Origin of the sequence: Castellaniella sp., assembly GCF_041677825.1 — a bacterium.
In the GTDB taxonomy this organism is placed as follows: Bacteria; Pseudomonadota; Gammaproteobacteria; order Burkholderiales; family Burkholderiaceae_B; genus Castellaniella.
The window spans coordinates 1-17184 of record NZ_JBAYPG010000014.1; the positions used below are offsets into that span (position 1 = coordinate 1).

At 63.1% G+C, this 17184-nt stretch carries 18 protein-coding genes and 1 tRNA gene; 13 read left to right on the forward strand and 6 right to left on the reverse strand.

All coding sequences use genetic code 11. From position 1 onward, the window contains the following. Positions 1-18: 18 nt before the first annotated feature. The 5 genes from rplM (at position 19) to erpA (ending at position 3218) form a co-directional block, all read left to right on the forward strand. Positions 19-462 carry a 50S ribosomal protein L13 gene (gene rplM, locus WCY17_RS07345; protein WP_372701592.1) on the forward strand — a complete coding sequence of 148 codons (444 nt, stop codon included), beginning with the start codon at positions 19-21 and terminating at the stop codon, positions 460-462. Next, positions 459-851, forward strand: a complete 393-nt coding sequence (gene rpsI, locus WCY17_RS07350) for a 30S ribosomal protein S9 (RefSeq protein WP_372701529.1) — start codon at positions 459-461, stop codon at positions 849-851. The genes rplM and rpsI overlap by 4 nt, the downstream gene beginning before the upstream one ends. 173 nt (positions 852-1024) lie before the next feature. Beyond that, entirely contained in the window at positions 1025-2083 is a 1059-nt protein-coding gene (argC, locus tag WCY17_RS07355; protein WP_372701530.1) for an N-acetyl-gamma-glutamyl-phosphate reductase, read from the forward strand. 41 nt (positions 2084-2124) lie between these two features. After that, positions 2125-2856 (forward strand): DUF6776 family protein, encoded by a 732-nt coding sequence (locus WCY17_RS07360; RefSeq protein ID WP_372701531.1) that lies wholly within the window; start codon positions 2125-2127, stop codon positions 2854-2856. Then, positions 2856-3218 (forward strand): iron-sulfur cluster insertion protein ErpA, encoded by a 363-nt coding sequence (gene erpA, locus WCY17_RS07365; protein WP_372701593.1) that lies wholly within the window; start codon positions 2856-2858, stop codon positions 3216-3218. Before WCY17_RS07360 ends, erpA begins: the two co-directional genes overlap by 1 nt. 3 nt (positions 3219-3221) lie before the next feature. On the opposite strand, the gene WCY17_RS07370 is transcribed toward erpA, so the two are convergent. Both WCY17_RS07370 and WCY17_RS07375 read right to left on the reverse strand, forming a co-directional pair. After that, on the reverse strand, positions 3222-4346 hold the full coding sequence (locus WCY17_RS07370) for an anhydro-N-acetylmuramic acid kinase (protein ID WP_372701532.1): 1125 nt from the start codon (positions 4344-4346) through the stop codon (positions 3222-3224). Next, positions 4315-5688, reverse strand: a complete 1374-nt coding sequence (locus tag WCY17_RS07375; RefSeq protein WP_372701533.1) for a peptidoglycan DD-metalloendopeptidase family protein — start codon at positions 5686-5688, stop codon at positions 4315-4317. The genes WCY17_RS07370 and WCY17_RS07375 overlap by 32 nt, the downstream gene beginning before the upstream one ends. 199 nt (positions 5689-5887) lie before the next feature. On the opposite strand from WCY17_RS07375, the gene tyrS reads away from it, so the two are divergent. From tyrS to WCY17_RS07415, 8 genes are all read left to right on the forward strand, one after another. Next, positions 5888-7132, forward strand: a complete 1245-nt coding sequence (gene tyrS, locus WCY17_RS07380) for a tyrosine--tRNA ligase (RefSeq protein ID WP_372701534.1) — start codon at positions 5888-5890, stop codon at positions 7130-7132. Then, positions 7129-7761 (forward strand): YbhB/YbcL family Raf kinase inhibitor-like protein, encoded by a 633-nt coding sequence (locus WCY17_RS07385; RefSeq protein WP_372701535.1) that lies wholly within the window; start codon positions 7129-7131, stop codon positions 7759-7761. Before tyrS ends, WCY17_RS07385 begins: the two co-directional genes overlap by 4 nt. A gap of 40 nt (positions 7762-7801) precedes the next feature. Further along, positions 7802-9046, forward strand: coding sequence for a serine hydroxymethyltransferase (gene glyA / locus WCY17_RS07390; protein WP_372701536.1), 1245 nt, complete (start codon positions 7802-7804; stop codon positions 9044-9046). A gap of 39 nt (positions 9047-9085) precedes the next feature. After that, complete coding sequence (gene nrdR / locus WCY17_RS07395) at positions 9086-9556, forward strand: transcriptional regulator NrdR (protein WP_372701537.1); 471 nt, start codon at positions 9086-9088, stop codon at positions 9554-9556. Further along, on the forward strand, positions 9540-10694 hold the full coding sequence (ribD, locus tag WCY17_RS07400; RefSeq protein ID WP_372701538.1) for a bifunctional diaminohydroxyphosphoribosylaminopyrimidine deaminase/5-amino-6-(5-phosphoribosylamino)uracil reductase RibD: 1155 nt from the start codon (positions 9540-9542) through the stop codon (positions 10692-10694). The genes nrdR and ribD overlap by 17 nt, the downstream gene beginning before the upstream one ends. A 44-nt stretch (positions 10695-10738) precedes the next feature. Further along, positions 10739-11386 (forward strand): riboflavin synthase, encoded by a 648-nt coding sequence (locus WCY17_RS07405; protein WP_372701539.1) that lies wholly within the window; start codon positions 10739-10741, stop codon positions 11384-11386. 49 nt (positions 11387-11435) lie between these two features. Beyond that, positions 11436-11526 (forward strand) — tRNA-Ser (locus WCY17_RS07410). Positions 11527-11630: 104 nt separating this feature from the next. Next, positions 11631-13133: an aldehyde dehydrogenase family protein gene (locus WCY17_RS07415; protein WP_372701540.1), complete on the forward strand. Its 1503-nt coding sequence runs from the start codon at positions 11631-11633 to the stop codon at positions 13131-13133. A 183-nt stretch (positions 13134-13316) separates the two neighbouring features. Here the strand turns inward: WCY17_RS07415 and WCY17_RS07420 are convergent, their stop codons facing one another. The 4 genes from WCY17_RS07420 to WCY17_RS07435 are packed head-to-tail and all read right to left on the reverse strand — an operon-like array spanning position 13317 to position 17002. Continuing rightward, on the reverse strand, positions 13317-14279 hold the full coding sequence (locus tag WCY17_RS07420) for a dihydroorotate dehydrogenase (protein ID WP_372701541.1): 963 nt from the start codon (positions 14277-14279) through the stop codon (positions 13317-13319). Then, a complete protein-coding gene (locus WCY17_RS07425; protein WP_372701542.1) occupies positions 14272-15057 on the reverse strand; it encodes a dihydroorotate dehydrogenase electron transfer subunit in 786 nt (261 codons plus the stop codon). Before WCY17_RS07425 ends, WCY17_RS07420 begins: the two co-directional genes overlap by 8 nt. A gap of 36 nt (positions 15058-15093) precedes the next feature. Beyond that, complete coding sequence (locus tag WCY17_RS07430; RefSeq protein ID WP_372701543.1) at positions 15094-15795, reverse strand: GntR family transcriptional regulator; 702 nt, start codon at positions 15793-15795, stop codon at positions 15094-15096. A gap of 40 nt (positions 15796-15835) precedes the next feature. Next, positions 15836-17002, reverse strand: a complete 1167-nt coding sequence (locus WCY17_RS07435) for a M20 family metallopeptidase (protein ID WP_372701544.1) — start codon at positions 17000-17002, stop codon at positions 15836-15838. Positions 17003-17184 lie beyond the last annotated feature (182 nt).

A 17184-nucleotide genomic window follows, 5' to 3' on the forward strand; every position in this document is an offset into this window, starting at 1 on the left:
TCATTCAGGAACACCATCATGAAGACCTTTGTGGCCAAGCCGCATGAAGTCCGGCGTGACTGGTTTGTGATCGATGCCCGGGGCAAGGTCCTGGGCCGTGTGGCCAGCGAAGTCGCACGCCGCCTGCGGGGCAAGCACAAACCCGAATACACGCCGCACGTCGATACCGGCGATTACATCGTCGTCATCAACGCAGCCGAAATCGTCGTGACCGGTGCCAAGGCACAGGACAAGCGCTACTATCGCCATACCAATTATCCGGGCGGTATCCGCGAAACGAACTTCGAAAAAATGCAGCAACGCTTTCCGGGGCGCGCCCTGGAAAAGGCGGTGAAAGGCATGTTGCCCAAGGGGCCACTGGGCTATGCCATGGCTCGCAAGCTCAAGGTCTACGCCGGCGCCGAGCATCCACATGCTGCGCAGCAGCCGAAAATTCTCGAAATCGAAGGGCGAGCATCATGACTGGAAACTGGAATTACGGCACGGGCCGGCGCAAGACGTCCGTCGCACGTGTGTTTCTCAAAAAGGGCTCAGGCAAGATCGTGGTCAACGGTCGGCCTGTCGATGAATACTTTGCGCGTGAAACCGGGCGCATGATCGTGCGCCAGCCCCTGGTGGTCACCGATCATCTCGAATCGTTCGATTTTCATGTGAACGTGCACGGTGGGGGCGAGTCCGGCCAGGCCGGGGCCGTACGTCATGGCATTACCCGTGCCCTGATCGATTACGACGAAACCCTCAAGCCCTCGCTCAAGCTGGCGGGGCTGGTCACGCGCGATGCGCGTGCCGTCGAGCGCAAGAAGGTGGGTTTCCACAAGGCACGTCGACGCAAGCAGTTCAGCAAGCGATAGTTCGCCTTGCCGCAGCTGTTCGGGTGCATGCAGCACCCGTATCGGTGCAGAACATCAGGCCCGGGTTTCCGGGCCTGATCCGTTCCGGTCATATCACAGGTGATTCCACTGTTTCGGGCGCATCACACGACGGTTCCACTACAATGAAAGGCTGAATCTTGTCAGAGGTCGTCATGGACACACGCCAGAGCATACGCGCCGGTATCGTAGGCGGCACCGGCTATACGGGGGTCGAACTGCTGCGCCTGCTGTCGCAGCATCCGCAAGTGAAACTGCATGCCATCACCTCGCGCAAAGAGTCCGGCCTGCCAGTGGCCGATCTCTACCCCAACCTGCGCGGTCATGTGGATCTCTGCTTTCAGGCACCCGAAGAAGCCGGGCTCGATCAATGCGATGTGGTCTTTTTCGCGACCCCGCACGGGGTGGCGATGGCCCAGGCGCAGGGGCTGCTCGAGCACGACGTGCGGGTGATCGATCTGGCAGCCGATTTTCGCCTGCAGGATGTGGCGACCTTCGAGCGCTGGTACAAGATGCCGCATCAGTGCCCCGATCTGCTCAAGGACGCGGTCTATGGCCTGCCCGAACTCGATCGCGAGCGCATCCGCCAGGCCCGGGTCGTGGGCAATCCGGGCTGCTATCCCACGACGGTCCTGCTGGGGCTGGCGCCTGTGCTGCAGGCGGGCCGTCCGCTCGTCGACACGGCGCATATCATCGCCGATTCCAAGTCGGGGGTGTCCGGTGCCGGCCGTACCGCACAGGTCAATACCCTGTACGCCGAGGCGGGCGACAACTTTGCCGCCTATGGGGTCGCGGGCCACCGCCATCATCCCGAAATCACCGAGTGTCTTGCGCGGATTGCAGGCCAGCCGGTAGGCATCACCTTCGTGCCTCATCTGGTGCCCATGATCCGGGGCATGTTCTCCACCCTGTATCTGCGCATTCTGCCCGAAGCCCTGGACACGGATTTCCAGCGCCTCTACGACGAACGCTATGCGGCGGAGCCATTCATCGACGTCATGCCCGCAGGCAGCCTGCCGCAGACGCGCTCGGTTCGCGCCTCGAACATGTTGCGTCTGGCCGTGCACCGGCCGTCTGGTGGTGATACGCTGGTCATCCTGGTGGTGCAGGACAATCTGGTCAAGGGGGCTGCAGGGCAGGCCGTGCAGAACATGAACCTGATGTTCGGCCTGCCGGAAACCACGGGCCTCGAACAGCCAGCCGTCCTGCCCTGAGTACGGCTGCGCATTCGCGCTCTTTCCAAGAGGTCACATCCATGAGTCGGCATGATTCCACCACGAACCCGGGCGGGCGCATGAGTCACTGGCTGGTGCGCATGCTCAGGCGCCTGTTGCTGTTGCTGCTGGCATTCGTCGCCGGCGCAGTGGCCATGCATGTGGGCATGCACGCAGGCGACGCGGATCACATGCGGATGCTCGAGTCCCAGGTGGCCGCCTTGCAGGCCGATCTGCTGCAGGCCCAGGCCGACAGGGCCGCCGATCAAAGCCGCGTGACAGCCGATTCTGCCGCCTTGCGCAGCTTGCAGGAAAAGACAGACGAACTCCAGGAGACCCTGGGCCGGACACAGGACCAGCTGGCGTTCTACGAGCAACTGATCCCTCCGGGGCCGGCGGGTGCGGTGGCCATTCGGGCGTTCGACATCGTGCCCGAGGGTGAGTTCCTGTCATACCGGGTGTTGCTCACGCGCAATGCGCGCCCCGATGCGGCTGAATTCAAGGGGCACCTGCGCTTTGTGGCACGCAGCATGAAAGATGGCAAACCCGTTAAAATAAGGCTGTTGCCGCCCGGGGCGCCTGATTCATCGGCACCGGATGCCGGGGCGCCAGATGCCCTGGTGCTCGATTTCCGCCAGTTCCAGCGCAGCACAGGCCTGCTTCAGGCCGTACCTGGGCAATCCATTGACAGCGTGCAGCTCGAGATCCTCGAAGGCGGTGTCGTCGTCGCTGCACAAGAGGCCCCTGTGGCCCAGAACGGGAAACAACCATGATGGCATCTTCAAGCATCTCCCGATCCAGCGTGTCGGCGGCGATCGGGCTCACTGCGGCAGCCCTGGCACGGCTGCGCCAGTTGCGGGCCGATCAAGGCAATCCGGCCCTGAAACTGCGCATTTATGTCGAAGGCGGTGGCTGTTCCGGTTTTCAGTATGGCTTTGGCCTCGAAGAATCGGCGGCAGCCGATGACCTCGTCATCGAGCAGGATGGCATGCAGCTATTGGTCGATCCGCTCAGTGTCGAGTACCTGACGGGGGCCCAGATCGATTACGAAGAAGCCCTGAAAGGCTCGCAGTTCGTGGTACGCAACCCCAATGCCGAAACCACCTGTGGTTGCGGCTCATCGTTCACGGCCTGAGGTTCAGGCGGGGTACAGGCATCCTGCGATAGTGGCGTGCCGGGCGCCGGTGACCTCGGGCAGGCAGGCCGCGCGCCCTTGCAGCCAGGCGTGGGCCAGCCAGGCGAATGCCAGCGCTTCCACAGCCTGTACAGGCACCCCTTCATCAGCCGTCGTGCGCAGTGCCACAGGCGCCAGCGCGCGGCCCAGACGCGCCATGAAAGCCTGGTTGAGCGCCCCCCCTCCGCAGGCCAGAACGGTCTGCACATGGTGTGCATGGCGCTGCAGCGCGTCGGCAATCGAGCGCACGCTCAGTTCGAGCAGCGTGGCCTGAACGTCCGCCGGTGCGAACGGCGTGCCCTGATGCGTGAATTTTTCCAGGTGGGCATGCAGCCACCCCAGGCTGAAAAGGTCGCGCCCCGTCGACTTGGGCGGTAAACGGGCGAACCAGGGCTCGGCCAGCATGCTGGCGAGCAGCGCGGGCTGGCAGCATCCGCTGGCGGCCCATTGGCCATCCTGATCGAAGGGCTGGCCCAGATGGGTCTGGGCCCATGCGTCCATGAGCATGTTGGCCGGCCCGGTATCGAAGCCGCGCACGGGGGACTCGAGCAGGGTCAGGTTGGCAATCCCGCCCAGGTTCAGCACGGCCCGGCCCCCACGGGTACCGAAGCAGGCCGCGTGGAAGGCGGGCACCAGGGGTGCCCCTTGCCCCCCCGCGGCGACATCCCGGCTGCGGAAATCGGCCACCGTGGCGATGCCACAGCGTTCGGCCAGGCGGGCGGGGGCATTGATCTGCACCGTATAGCCGGCGTCCGGCGCGTGGCGTACGGTCTGCCCGTGCGTGCCCAACACCAGGATATCCTGCGCTGACAGGCCCGCCTGGGCCAGCAGCGATTGCACCACGGCCGCCTGGCAATCGGCCAGTGCGTTGGCGGCCATGGCCGAGCGATGGAGTTCATTGGGCCCCGGAGCATTCAATGCCAGGAATTCGTCGCGCAGCGGCAATGGCAGCGGCAGGCTGGCCTGCGCCAGCAAGCGGATGGGGTGCGCAGCCAGATCGGCCAGCACCCCGTCGACTGCGTCGGTGCTGGTGCCGGACATGAGCCCTATGCAGTAACTAGGGTTCTTCGGTGGACTCTGTGGATTCAATCGTGTCTGCGCTGGCCAGCAGCAAGCGGTTGTCCTGCAGTTGGGCAAGCCGCTTCATCTGGGGGCGGTAGTCGGCCACCGTGGCCTCGAATGCCTGGCGTTCGGAGGCTTCGAGCGTGCGCCCTACGGGCAGGTCGACTGCCAGAGGATCGACTGGCTTCTGATCGATGCGGAATTCGTAGTGCAGGTGGGGGCCGGTCGCCCAGCCAGTGGCGCCGACATAGCCGATGATGTCGCCCTGACGCACCTTTGCGCCTTTCTTGAGCCCCTTGGCAAAGCGGCTTTGGTGGGCGTACAGCGTGGAATATGGGCCGTGATTCTTGAGGATGATCACATTGCCGTAGCCCCGCTGCTGGCCGATGAACTGTACGCTGCCATCTGCGGTGGCCCGTATGGGCGTGCCCGAAGGGGCTGCGTAATCGACCCCCTTGTGGCCGATCCATTTATTGTGGATGGGGTGCTGGCGCATGCCGAAGCGTGAACTGATGCGCGTGAACTTGATGGCGTTGCGCAGGAAAGCCCCTTGCAGGCTGGCGCCGGAGAAGTCGTAGTAGCCGCCCTGGCCTGCGCTGTTCTCGAACCACACGGCGCTGTACGTCTTGCCCTTGTTGATGAATTCGAGCGCCCGGATGCGCCCGGCCCCGACCGGGGCGCCGTCGTGTGTGTAGGCGTCGTAGACGATGCGGAAGCGGTCGCCCTTGCGCAGGTCGGTGAGGAAGTCGATGCGGCTGCCGAGGATTTCGACCATCTCGAGCGTGATGTGGTCTGGAATATTGGCGGCATCGGCCGCACCGAACAATGAATACTTGATTTCGCCTTCGGCCAGGCGGGTTTCGGGCATGGCCGCTTCGGTGAGTTCCTGGGCCGTGAAACCGCCGGCCTCATCGGGGCGGACTTCGAGCCAGCCCGCATCCATGCCACCGTCGGTGCGTGTGCCCGGTGTGTGCAGGTAGCGCAGCCAGACCAGATGGCCGGCATCATCCAGCGCTGCGCGCACATTGCGGCCCGGATACAGCTTGTAAATGGAGCGCGCGTCCTTGTTGGTGGTGAGGAAGGCCAAAAGCCCGTCTTCATCGACTTCGAGGCGGCGCAGCAGGTCGACCACCGTATCGCCACGCCGAATGCGCGTGGAGGTGATATACGGGGTATCCTGACGCTGGGTGAGCGTATTGTCGATGCGCAGGTCGAGGCGGGTGCGTGCTTCCATCAGCGGGCCTGGCGGCGGTGCCGGCGGCTGGACGACAGCCAGCGCGGCGGCGGTCAGGAACAGGCCCGATGCGGCCAGTAGCAGATTGCGGGTCAGGTGTCGGCGGCGTGGTGTGTGATGGGTGTCGGGCATCATGGACCAGGTGATCGGTTATGGAAATGCGCACCGGCGGGGGCAGGCTCTGCTAACATGAGACCCCGTCACTCGGAACGAGCGATTGAAACTGTTGAAGCGCTTGCATCTGTTGTGCACAAGCTGCAATCGCACGTTATGCTAACGCATGTCGGCAGTTTTTTCGAGCTTTTTTCTCTTTTTTTTGATATAAGCGTTCATCATGCCGTCTCCCATCGACCCTGCCGATCCGCAAATTGCGCACGACCTGCAGGTCGTGCAGCGGGGTTGCGACGAGCTGCTGGTGGCTTCAGAGTTCGCCGTCAAGCTGGCGCGCAGCCGTACGACCGGTGCGCCCTTGCGCATCAAGCTGGGCCTGGACCCCACTGCGCCGGACATCCATCTGGGCCATACCGTGGTGCTCAACAAGATGCGTCAGCTACAGGATCTGGGGCATACGGTGATCTTCCTGATCGGCGATTTCACGGCCCAGATCGGCGATCCCAGCGGGCGCAACAGTACGCGGCCGCCGCTCACGGCAGAGCAGATCCGTGCAAACGCCGAAACCTATTATGCGCAGGCCAGCCTGGTGCTGGATCCCGGGCGCACCGAAATCCGCTACAACTCCGAGTGGTCCGATCCGCTCGGGGCCCGCGGGCTCATCCAGCTGGCGTCACGCTACACGGTGGCCCGCATGATGGAGCGCGATGACTTCACCCGCCGCTTCAGGGCGGGCGTGCCGATCTCGGTGCACGAATTCCTCTATCCCCTGCTGCAGGGGTACGATTCGGTGGCCCTGCAGGCCGATCTCGAGCTGGGGGGTACCGACCAGAAATTCAATCTGCTGGTGGGTCGCGAACTGCAGAAAGAATACGGCCAGGCGCCCCAGTGCGTGCTGACCATGCCCCTGCTCGAAGGGATCGACGGGGTCGAGAAGATGTCCAAGTCCAAGGGCAACTATATCGGCATCACCGAGCCGGCCGACTCCATGTTCGGCAAGCTGATGTCGATTTCCGATACGCTGATGTGGCGTTACTTCGAACTGCTGTCCTTCCGTACTCTTGAAGAGCTCGCCACCCTGCAGGCCGAAGTGGCCGACGGTCGCAACCCGCGCGATGTCAAGGTCCTGCTGGCCATCGAACTGGTCGACCGTTTTCATGGCCAGGGCGCGGGCGCCCAGGCCCTGGCGCATTTCAATGCCCGGTTTCGCGATGGCGCCATCCCCGCCGACCTCCCCGAGGTCCGGGTGGCCGGCGCGCCGCTGGGCATACTCAAGGTGCTGCGCGCGGCGGGGCTGTCGGCTTCGGCATCCGAAGCGCAGCGCAATATCGAACAGGGGGGGGTGCGCATCGATGGGCAGCGCATCGAAGACAAATCCCTGCAGCTGCCTGCGGGTGTGTACATCATGCAAGTGGGCAAGCGCAAATTTGCCCGGGTGACCCTGGCCCGGGCTTCGGAGGCCTCATGAAACTGCATAGCCAATCTTTTCCCGATCACGGGGTGATTCCCGAGAACAACGCCTTCGGGCGTATCGATCCACAGGCACACGTGGCCCTGGCCGGCAATCGCAACCCGCACCTGGCCTGGTCCGACGTACCCGAGGGTACCCGGTCATTTGTCGTGCTGTGCGTCGATTCAGACGTGCCTTCGCGCCCGGATGACGTCAACCAGCCCGGGCGCGAGGTACCGGCCGATCTGCCGCGTACCGATTTTCATCATTGGGTGCTGGTCGACATCGCGGCTGACGTACGCCACATCGAAGAAGGCAGCTATTCCGACGGCATCACGCCGCGCGGCAAGGCCGGCCCCCTGGCACTGGATGGCACTCGCCAGGGCCTGAATGACTTCACCAGCTGGTTTGCCTCTGATCGCGACATGAACGGCGACTACTTTGGCTACGATGGCCCCTGCCCACCCTGGAATGACGCGCTGGTGCATCGCTACGTGTTCACCGTGTACGCGCTCGATGTGGCCGAGCTTGCCGTGACCGGCCGGTTCGATGGGGCCAGGGTGCGCGAGGCCATGCAGGGGCACATCCTGGCGCAGGCTTCGATCACGGGCACCTACACCCTCAACCCCAGGCTGCACGCCCTGTAAGCCTTTTCATTTCGTCTTCACTCTGTCAGGACCACACCCCATGTTTGATCGCTCTCGTACGCTCGATCAGGCCGACCCGGATATCTGGGCGGCCATCCAGGACGAAAACCTCCGGCAGGAACAGCATATCGAGCTGATTGCCTCCGAGAACTACGCCAGCCCTGCCGTCATGCAGGCGCAGGGTACGCAACTCACCAACAAGTACGCCGAAGGCTATCCAGGCCGGCGATACTACGGGGGTTGTGAACATGTCGATGTGATCGAACGGCTGGCCATCGACCGGGTCAAGCAGATCTTCGGCGCCGAAGCGGCCAACGTGCAACCCAATTCGGGGTCGCAGGCCAACCAGGGCGTGTACATGGCCGTGCTCAACCCCGGCGACAGCGTGCTGGGCATGAGTCTTGCCGAAGGCGGGCATCTCACGCACGGCTCGCCGGTGAATGCGTCGGGCAAGCTGTATCGGTTCCATTCCTATGGCCTGAACGCCCAGGAAGAGATCGACTACGATCAGCTCGAAGAGCTGGCCCGTCGGCACAAACCGAAGCTGGTGGTGGGGGGGGCTTCCGCCTATGCCCTGCGCATCGACTTCGAACGCATGGCCCGCATCGCACACGACAACGGAGCCCTGTTCATGGTGGACATCGCGCATTATGCGGGCCTGGTGGCGGGCGGCGTGTATCCCAATCCCGTACCGCATGCCGATTTCGTCACGACGACGACGCACAAATCCCTGCGTGGCCCGCGCGGCGGGGTCATCCTGATGAAATCCGAGCACGAGAAAATCATCAATTCAGCCATTTTCCCGGGGATTCAGGGCGGGCCGCTGATGCACGTCATTGCCGCCAAGGCCGTTGCGTTTGGTGAAGCCTTGCAACCCGATTTCAAGGTCTATGCCGCACAGGTTCTGGCCAATGCGCAGGTTCTGGCCGAAACGCTGGTCAAGCGCGGCCTGCGCATCGTCTCGGGGCGTACGGAAAGCCATGTCATGCTGGTCGACCTGCGCGCCAAGGGCATTACTGGCAAGGCGGCTGAAGCGGCCCTGGGCGAAGCCCATATCACGGTGAACAAGAACGCCATCCCGAATGACCCGGAGAAACCTTTTGTTACCAGTGGCATTCGTCTGGGCACGCCGGCCATGACCACGCGTGGTTTCCTCGAGGCCGAGGCCGAGCTCACCGGGCATTTGATCGCCGACGTGCTCGATGATCCAGACAACGCCGACAACCTGGCCAAGGTACGGGCCAGGGTCCATGAACTCACACAGCGTCTGCCGGTCTATCGCTGATTCTTACCGACGGGGGCATCGCAAGATGCCCTTTTGCACATGAAATGCCCATTTTGCCAGCACGCTGATACGCAGGTCGTCGATTCCCGGGTCTCCGAAGAGGGCGACACGATCCGGCGCCGGCGGCGCTGCATGGCCTGTGAGCGGCGCTTCACCACGTACGAGCGGGTCGAACTCATGATGCCGGCCATCGTCAAGCGCAATGGCAGCCGGGTCGAGTTCGATTCGGCCAAGCTGCGCGGCAGCATGGCCCTGGCCCTGCGCAAGCGGCCCGTCAGTGCCTCGGCCCTGGATGCGGCTCTGGTGCGCATCCAGGATCGCCTCATGGCCAGCGGCAAGCGCGAGGTGCCCTCTGAATTCGTCGGCGAACTGGTCATGACCGAACTGCGGGCCCTGGACCGGGTGGCTTACGTGCGTTTTGCGTCGGTGTACCGCAGTTTCGAGGACCTCAGCGAGTTCGTGCGCACCATCGATGAACTGGGTACCGAGCACCATGACGGCACCGACTGATTCAAGCGCATTTTCCACTCACGATCAGCGCTGGATGCGCCGGGCGCTCAAGGTGGCCGAGCAGGCGTGCACCTTGAGCAATCCCAATCCGCGTGTGGGCTGCGTGCTGGTGCGCGATGGCCATTGGCTGGCCGAGGGCAGCACCCAGAGGGCGGGGGAACGGCATGCCGAGGCCCAGGCCCTGTTCGAACTCGAGCGCCAGGGCCTGTCTGCAGAAGGGGCAACGGCCTACGTGACGCTCGAGCCCTGCAGTCACCAGGGGCGCACGCCGCCCTGTACCGGGGCCCTGATACGGGCGGGCATCCGTCGTGTGGTCGTCGGCTTGCGTGATCCCAACCCCCGGGTGGCGGGTCACGGCCTGGCCGCGCTGCGCGCAGCCGGGCTGCAGGTCGACGCCGGGCTGTTTGCCGAAGACGCGCTGGCGCAGAATCCCGGGTTCTGCGCGCGCATGGTGCGTGGCACCCCCTGGGTGCGCGTCAAGACAGCGGCCTCGCTGGATGGCCGCACTGCGCTGCCCGATGGCCGTTCGCAGTGGATCACGGGGGAGGCTGCACGGGCCGATGGCCACGCCTGGCGCGCGCGCGCCTGTGTCGTGCTCACGGGCCTGGGCACGGTGCTGGCCGATGATCCGCGCCTGGATGTGCGCGATGTGCCCACGCAGCGGCAGCCGATGCGGGCGGTGCTCGACAGCCATCTCGCCATGCCCGAACAGGCGCGCTTGCTCGATGGCCGGCCGGTGTGGATCTTTTCAGCCGAAGTGGATGCCGCGAAGGCCGGGCGTCTTGCCCGCAGGCAGGCCCGGGTCGTGCAGGTGCCGATGGCTGGCACAGGCCTGGATCTTGGCGCCGTGCTGCGCTGGCTGGGCGCTCATGACATCAACGAGGTCCATGTCGAGGCCGGGGCCCGCCTGACTGGCGCGCTGGTCGCCGGCGGGCATGTCGACGAATGGATCGCCTATGTAGCCCCGACCGTGCTGGGGGCGGGGCGGGGTCTGGTCGCGTTGACGCAGGCCGTGCAGCACCTCGAAGACGCCCCTGCATACGAATTTCTAGGCGCCGCAGCGCTGGATCGCGACATGCGCCTGCATCTGCGCCAGGCAGAGCACTGGCGCGCCCTGCGACAGGCCTGCGGGGTCTAACATCTTCGGGCGGCTGGCTCGACCGTTTCAGGAAAGCATTCATCATGTTCACAGGAATCATCACGGCGACAGGGCGCATCGACCAGATCGTGCCACTGGGCGATTCAAGCGATGCCGGTGTACGCCTGCGCATCCAGGCGGGTGGTCTGCCTCTCGAGCGCACGCGTGTGGGGGATTCCATCGCCGTGCAGGGGGCCTGCATGACGGTGGTGGCTCTGCATCCGCACGCATTCGAGGTCGATGTGTCGCGCGAGAGCCTGGACCGCACCTGCGGGCTCGATGCCGAGGGCGAGGTCAACCTCGAGCACGCGTTGCGCATGGGCGATAGCCTGGACGGGCATCTGGTGTCCGGCCACGTGGATGGTGTCGGGCGGGTCACCTGCCTCGACACGGTCGGTGAATCGCTGGATCTGCGCATCATCGTGCCTGCCCACCTGTCCCGCTATCTGGCCTACAAGGGCTCGATTACCGTCAACGGTGTCAGCCTGACCATCAATCGGGTGGATGACCAGGAAGAAGGCACCGAGATTTCCATCAACCTGATCCCGCATACGGTTCAGGTCACTACGTTGCGCAACGTGCAGGTCGGCTCATCGGTCAACCTCGAGATCGACATGATCGCCCGTTATGTGGAACGCATGGTCGGTGGGTTGGGGGTAGCGGCGCTGACCGGCGGCTCGGCGCTGGGCTGAACTCTGTTAAAATGGCGAGCTTCTTTGGGGCGTGACTGCTCGCCCTGCAGGACAGATGGCCGAGTGGTTGAAGGCGCACGCCTGGAAAGCGTGTATACGTGAATAGCGTATCGGGGGTTCGAATCCCCCTCTGTCCGCCAATAACCTGTTTTCAACATTTCTGCGCCTGACGAGCCCGCGCGCCCATTTCGTCAATGTCTGGACGACCCGCCCGCCACCGTATTCGATACACTGGGGATTCACAATGGCTTCCGACTCCACTGTCACACTCGACAAGGCCAGCAGCACCGAGCTGCAATCCATACTCTGGTTCGATCCGACCCGGATCCTGATCGACGGGCAGTGGCGCGCGGCCGCCTCGGGCCAGGTCCTGCCCGTGGAAAATCCGTCGACAGGCGGGATCATGGGGCAGATCGCGCGAGGCGGGGCGGCTGATATCGATGCCGCCGTTGCGGCGGCCCGCCGGGCCTTCGAAGGCCCCTGGGGGCGTACCACGGCCACCGAGCGCGGGCGCATCCTGATGAAGATGTCCGAACTGGTGCTGCAGCGGGCCGAGGCACTGGCCATGATCGAAGCCCTGGATGTAGGCAAACCGCTGCATCAGTCGCTGAACGACGCCAAGGCCCTGGCGCGCTACCTCGAGTTCTATGCCGGGGCCGCCGATAAGCTCATGGGCACCACCATCCCGTACCAGCACGGCTTCACGGTCTACACCTTGCGTGAGCCCCACGGGGTGGCTGGCATCATCATCCCCTGGAACTACCCCATGCAGATCGCGGGGCGCGGCGTGGCCGCGGCTCTGGCGGCCGGCAACAGCTGCGTGGTCAAGCCCGCCGAAGACGCCTCCGTGTCCACGCTGGCGTTCGCCGCCATCGCGATGGAGGCCGGCCTGCCCGCGGGCGTGCTCAACGTGGTGACCGGCCTGGGCACCGAGGCGGGCGCGGCGCTGTCCGAGCATCCAGGGCTGAATCACCTGTCATTCACGGGGTCGGTGGCCACGGGTCAGCGCATTCAGGCGGCCGCCGGCCGCAACGTGATCCCCGTCACGCTCGAACTCGGTGGCAAATCGCCCCATATCGTGTTCGATGACTGCGATCTCGATCAGGCCATGCCTACGCTGGTGGGTGCCTGCATGCAGAATGCCGGCCAGACCTGCTCGGCGGCCACACGGGTACTGGTGCAGCGTGGGCTGTACGACGAGGTGAAGCGTCGCATGGCCGACATGTACCGCGGGCTGGTCGCCGGCCCGGCCGCGGATGGCTGCGACCTGGGCCCGTTGATTTCGGCCAGGCAGAAAAACCGGGTCAGCCACTACATCGAACTGGGCAAGGCAGAGCTGAGTGTGGCGGCTGAAGGCAGTATCCGGGCCGATGCCAGTGCCGATGGTCATTTCGTGCGCGCCACGCTGTTTTCCGAAGTGCCGCCCGACCACCGTCTGGCCCAGGAAGAGATCTTCGGCCCGGTTCAGGTGCTCATCCCGTTCGAGGATGAGGCCGAAGCCCTGCGCATCGCCAACGGTACGGTGTATGGCCTGATTGCCGGCGTGTGGACGCGCGATGGCGGGCGCCAGATGCGCATGGCACGGCAGTTGAACGTGGGCCAGGTCTATCTGAACAACTATGGTGCCGGCGGTGGCGTCGAGCTGCCTTTTGGCGGCGTGGGGCACTCAGGCCATGGCCGCGAGAAAGGCTTCGAAGCCCTCAATGGCTTCACCCGCATCAAGACAGTGACCGCGCGTCATGGCTGAAGGGCCAGGGTTTCGGTTCGTGCAATATCTTTCTTCTGGGCTTTTCGGATTGCTGGCGGTTTTTACCTGAAACCCGACGATGGATGTGGCAGAGCCGTTCCCGGGGCTGGGTTCGGTCGATGTCTGGCCAGATTGCCTGGATTTTCAGCCTGCATCTGGCCCAGATCGCGCCTTGCTTCAGATTCAAAAGTGCGCAGCCCCGACCAGGTCATTGACATCGTCTATTTTTTCTTCTTTGAGAAAGAGACGCAAGTCCTTGATTGCCGTTGGCACCGCCATGGGGTTGACGTAATTGATCGTACCGAATGCCACGGCGCGTGCCCCGGCCGCCATGAATTCGACAACGTCGCGGTAATCATGGACCCCCCCCATGCCGAACAGCGGTATCTTGACCGCCTTGTACAGCTGCCAGACCATATAAATGGCCAGCGGCTTGATGGCCGAACCGGATAGGGCACCAATTTTGTTGCCGATGATCGGGCGGCGGGTTCTGTAGTCGATGCACATGGCTCGTGGCGCATTGACCAGCGCAATCGCATCGGCGCCAGCCGCTTCAACGGCCTTCGCCACGTTGACCAGAGACGAGTAGTCGGGGGCCAGCTTTGCGATCAGTGGCAGTGAGGTCACCTGGCGGGCACGGCGGATAAGATGGCCAGCTGTGTCCGGGTCGTAGCCGAAGTCCAGCCCACCTTGTTTCAGGTTGGGGCATGACAGGTTCAGCTCGATCCCCGAAAATATCCCAAGCGCAGAGCATTTCTCGACCAGTTCAACGTATTCATCTTCCGTGCGTCCTATGACGCTCTGGATGACCGGCAGCGAGAATGATTGCAATATCCTGGCATCGTTGGCGATGAATGTGTCCCAGTCGTTGCTGGGTATCCCCACCGAACTGTGCAATCCGGCAACGACCTCGTGTATGCGCGGAGCAGGGTTGCCCGGCCATTTGTAATTGCGGATGGTTTTCGGCACCAGCGCACCCAGTGTTTCCACGGGAAAGAACTGGCTGAAACGACCGTGATGTCCATAGGTTCCAGACCCCACGGTGAGCGGGTTCTTCATCTTGATCCCAGCGATTTCCACGGCCAGAATGGGCTCCGAATCCATGTGCGTCTCGGCTATCGGAGCGACGGTGACATCATCAAGCATGCAGGACCTCCCAGGTATTGAAAACGGGGCCGTAATGGCAGACTTCGCGCCAGGCCGTCTCGTTGCCCTCGGTGTTGACTTCGATGACACAGCCGTGGCAGTCGCCGAACCCGCAGGCCATGTCCTGCTCCATCGCAATTTCTGCAGGGACCTGCTGCGCGGCGGCGATCTGGTGCACGACGCGGGCCAGTCGGTTTGAGCCGCACACATAGAAGGCGTCGAATTTCATTGTCTTGCTCAGCGTGGCCAGGGGGGTGGTAACCAGTGCGCCCGGCTCCTGTTCATCGGTCTGTGTCACGACCGGGAACCCATATTCGGCAAAAATGTCCTCGGCCACGAGGTTGTCGCGGGTGCGGGCACTGAGAAAGCCGTGCACCTCGATGCCGCGTCGGGCGGCTTCGTCGACCAGTGTGGGCAACGCTGCGACGCCGATGCCGCGACCGACGACGGCAATGCGCCGCGCCTCGTCGGGCAGCGAGAAACCATGCCCCAGGGGGCCGAGTACATCACAATATCCCCCGGTCGGTATGGTCTGCGTCATGAGGCGTGTGCCCTCGCCGACGATTTTGTAGGCCACCTGGAGGCGGCGCCGATCTGCACTGACGCGGTAGACGCTGAATGGGCGGCGCAGATAAGGTGCCGGGCGGTCATCGACCAATATGTTGACAAACTCGCCGGGCCTGAGCGCGCCGGCGATCTGTGGAGCTTCTACTTCAAGCAGCCAATAGTCGCCCGTCAGGTGCCGGTTGAACGTGACGGGCGCGCGAGTTTGCTCCATGCTTCTTCCTCACATGCGGTTATTGAATGATGAAACTTAATTCTTGAAGTGGTCATGATCGGATTCTGCCAGGATGGCGACCTTGTCGACGTTGGCCATTGCATGTTGCCGCACGATTTGCTCGAGGTGCGTGGCATCCTTGAATTCGATTGCGCTGATCAGTTTCTCGTGCTCGAGGCCGAGAATTTCCATCTCGAGACTCTGGTTGTAATAATCCCGGTAATAGGGCAGCAACATGAGCCGCATCTTTTCTGTCTGGCGCGCCAGAAGTGGCCGTCGACTGAGCGAGGTCAGGTAATTGTGGAATGCATCGTGCGCCGCCATCCAGGTCGATAATGATGTGCTCGCAAGTTTCATTTTCGAGTTCAGATGCATCAATTCGTCGAGTTCGACTGTGCCGATGTTCGGCAGCGCGCAGCGCGCAGCCAGCCCTTCGAGCACGGCCCGCATCTCGATCAGCTGGGCGACTTCGGCGCGCGAGTATTTGGCGACCGCCGCCCCCCGGTTGGCGGAAATCATTACGGCGCCATCGCCCTCGAGGCGGCGCAACGCATCCCTGACAGGCGTGCGGCTGATACCCAGGACTTCGGCCACGGATTCGGTTGGAATTCGCATGCCGGCAGTCAGCTCGCCCGACAAAATGCCATTGAGTATGTATTGATAGGCCTGTTGAACAGGCGATAACGCTTTATCAATCATATCGGGGGGCAGGGCGGTGCTGGCTAATGACGGTTGCATGGGGCTTTCCTGGATCAACTGGGTGGTCCGGACCTGACGGTCACGGCGTTGGTGCAGACAGGCATTCGGCGATCAGCGCACGGTATGCATTGGCCATAGTAACGAAATCCGAAACAAGAACGTGCTCTTCGCTGGAGTGGAACTGATCGACTTCTCCAGGGCCCCACATGACTGCATCGATGCCCTGGCGGCAGAAATATCCGGCATCCAGCGCGAAGTTGCAGTGCATTGTTTCGGGCTGCTGGCCGCTGGCTTTCTGATATGCCGCTTTCAGATTCTGGTAGTAGGCGCTGTCCAGTGGCAGTTCATTGGGGTACATGACAGGCCCCGGCTTGCAGGTCGCCTGCCAGGGAGATTCCAGGGTAATGGCCTTTTGAATCGACGCCAGAGCGGCGTCTGGCTTTTCGCCCGGCAACAGGCGTCGATCATATGTGATGGTGACGGTATCGGGCACCGTATGGGTTGCCTTGGGGCTGCTGTCGATGGCGGTCGGCGTCAGGGTGGCGGGTCCGAAGGCGGGATGATCCGCAACCCCCAGGTCCAGCGAATCCAGTTGGGCAAGCACGCGCTGGGCGCCGGCAATGGCATTGACGCCGTGCCAGGGGGCCGAGCTGTGAGACGTTTTTCCCTTGATCACGACATCGAAGTCGATCCGGCCTTTATTGCCGATGGCGATCCGGTTGTCCGTACCGACGAGGATGACGACGTGCCTGGGCGGTTGTGGCAGAGATTTCATCACGCAGGCGATGGCATCGTGGCGGCCCGTCTCGCCGGCAGTGGTCAGCACGAGCGTCAGGCGCCCACCCAGCTGGCCATCACGTACGGCTTGCGTGAATGCGCCGAACGCGGCGGCCAGGGCCGTTTTTTGCTCTGCCACCCCCCGCCCGCGCACGGCCCGCCCCCGAGGCGTGTCAATCACAGTGGCTGAAAAAGGCTCTTGCATGCGCGCTGCCGGATGTGTCATGGCATAGCCTACGAACATCAGTGAGCGGCCAGTGTCTGTGGGACCCGCCTCGGCGATGAGATTCCCCATCTCATCATAATGCAGCGCGACCTCGAGCCCTTCGAGCTCGGGTGCTGCACATTCGCGGATGAAGGCCTTGACCTCGGGATCATCTTCATGCAGCTCGGTCTGCTGGCTTGGAAAGCGTACGAATGCTTGCAGGGTGGCAAGCAGTTTCGTTTCGCTGAGGGCGTCATGGCTCAAGGCGTTATCTCCCAGGTCAAAATTACATGCAAAAATACATGGATGTAATCTTAGCAGCGTTTTTCTATGCAATCAACGATTCTTCCAAGGGGAGAGACCGCCTGGCCCATCGCCCTGGAGCACACTGTAACCTACTGTATACTCCCACAATTAGCGCATAAGGGTAATCACCTGCTTGTTCC

Bases quoted from the DNA above. Each gene is read 5' to 3' on its own strand.
- rplM (WP_372701592.1), top strand. From the start codon at position 19: ATGAAGACCTTTGTGGCCAAGCCGCATGAAGTCCGGCGTGACTGGTTT.
- rpsI (WP_372701529.1), top strand. From the start codon at position 459: ATGACTGGAAACTGGAATTACGGCACGGGCCGGCGCAAGACGTCCGTC.
- argC (WP_372701530.1), top strand. From the start codon at position 1,025: ATGGACACACGCCAGAGCATACGCGCCGGTATCGTAGGCGGCACCGGC.
- WCY17_RS07360 (WP_372701531.1), top strand. From the start codon at position 2,125: ATGAGTCGGCATGATTCCACCACGAACCCGGGCGGGCGCATGAGTCAC.
- erpA (WP_372701593.1), top strand. From the start codon at position 2,856: ATGGCATCTTCAAGCATCTCCCGATCCAGCGTGTCGGCGGCGATCGGG.
- WCY17_RS07375 (WP_372701533.1), bottom strand. From the start codon at position 5,688: ATGATGCCCGACACCCATCACACACCACGCCGCCGACACCTGACCCGC.
- tyrS (WP_372701534.1), top strand. From the start codon at position 5,888: ATGCCGTCTCCCATCGACCCTGCCGATCCGCAAATTGCGCACGACCTG.
- WCY17_RS07385 (WP_372701535.1), top strand. From the start codon at position 7,129: ATGAAACTGCATAGCCAATCTTTTCCCGATCACGGGGTGATTCCCGAG.
- glyA (WP_372701536.1), top strand. From the start codon at position 7,802: ATGTTTGATCGCTCTCGTACGCTCGATCAGGCCGACCCGGATATCTGG.
- nrdR (WP_372701537.1), top strand. From the start codon at position 9,086: ATGAAATGCCCATTTTGCCAGCACGCTGATACGCAGGTCGTCGATTCC.
- ribD (WP_372701538.1), top strand. From the start codon at position 9,540: ATGACGGCACCGACTGATTCAAGCGCATTTTCCACTCACGATCAGCGC.
- WCY17_RS07405 (WP_372701539.1), top strand. From the start codon at position 10,739: ATGTTCACAGGAATCATCACGGCGACAGGGCGCATCGACCAGATCGTG.
- WCY17_RS07415 (WP_372701540.1), top strand. From the start codon at position 11,631: ATGGCTTCCGACTCCACTGTCACACTCGACAAGGCCAGCAGCACCGAG.
- WCY17_RS07420 (WP_372701541.1), bottom strand. From the start codon at position 14,279: ATGCTTGATGATGTCACCGTCGCTCCGATAGCCGAGACGCACATGGAT.
- WCY17_RS07425 (WP_372701542.1), bottom strand. From the start codon at position 15,057: ATGGAGCAAACTCGCGCGCCCGTCACGTTCAACCGGCACCTGACGGGC.
- WCY17_RS07430 (WP_372701543.1), bottom strand. From the start codon at position 15,795: ATGCAACCGTCATTAGCCAGCACCGCCCTGCCCCCCGATATGATTGAT.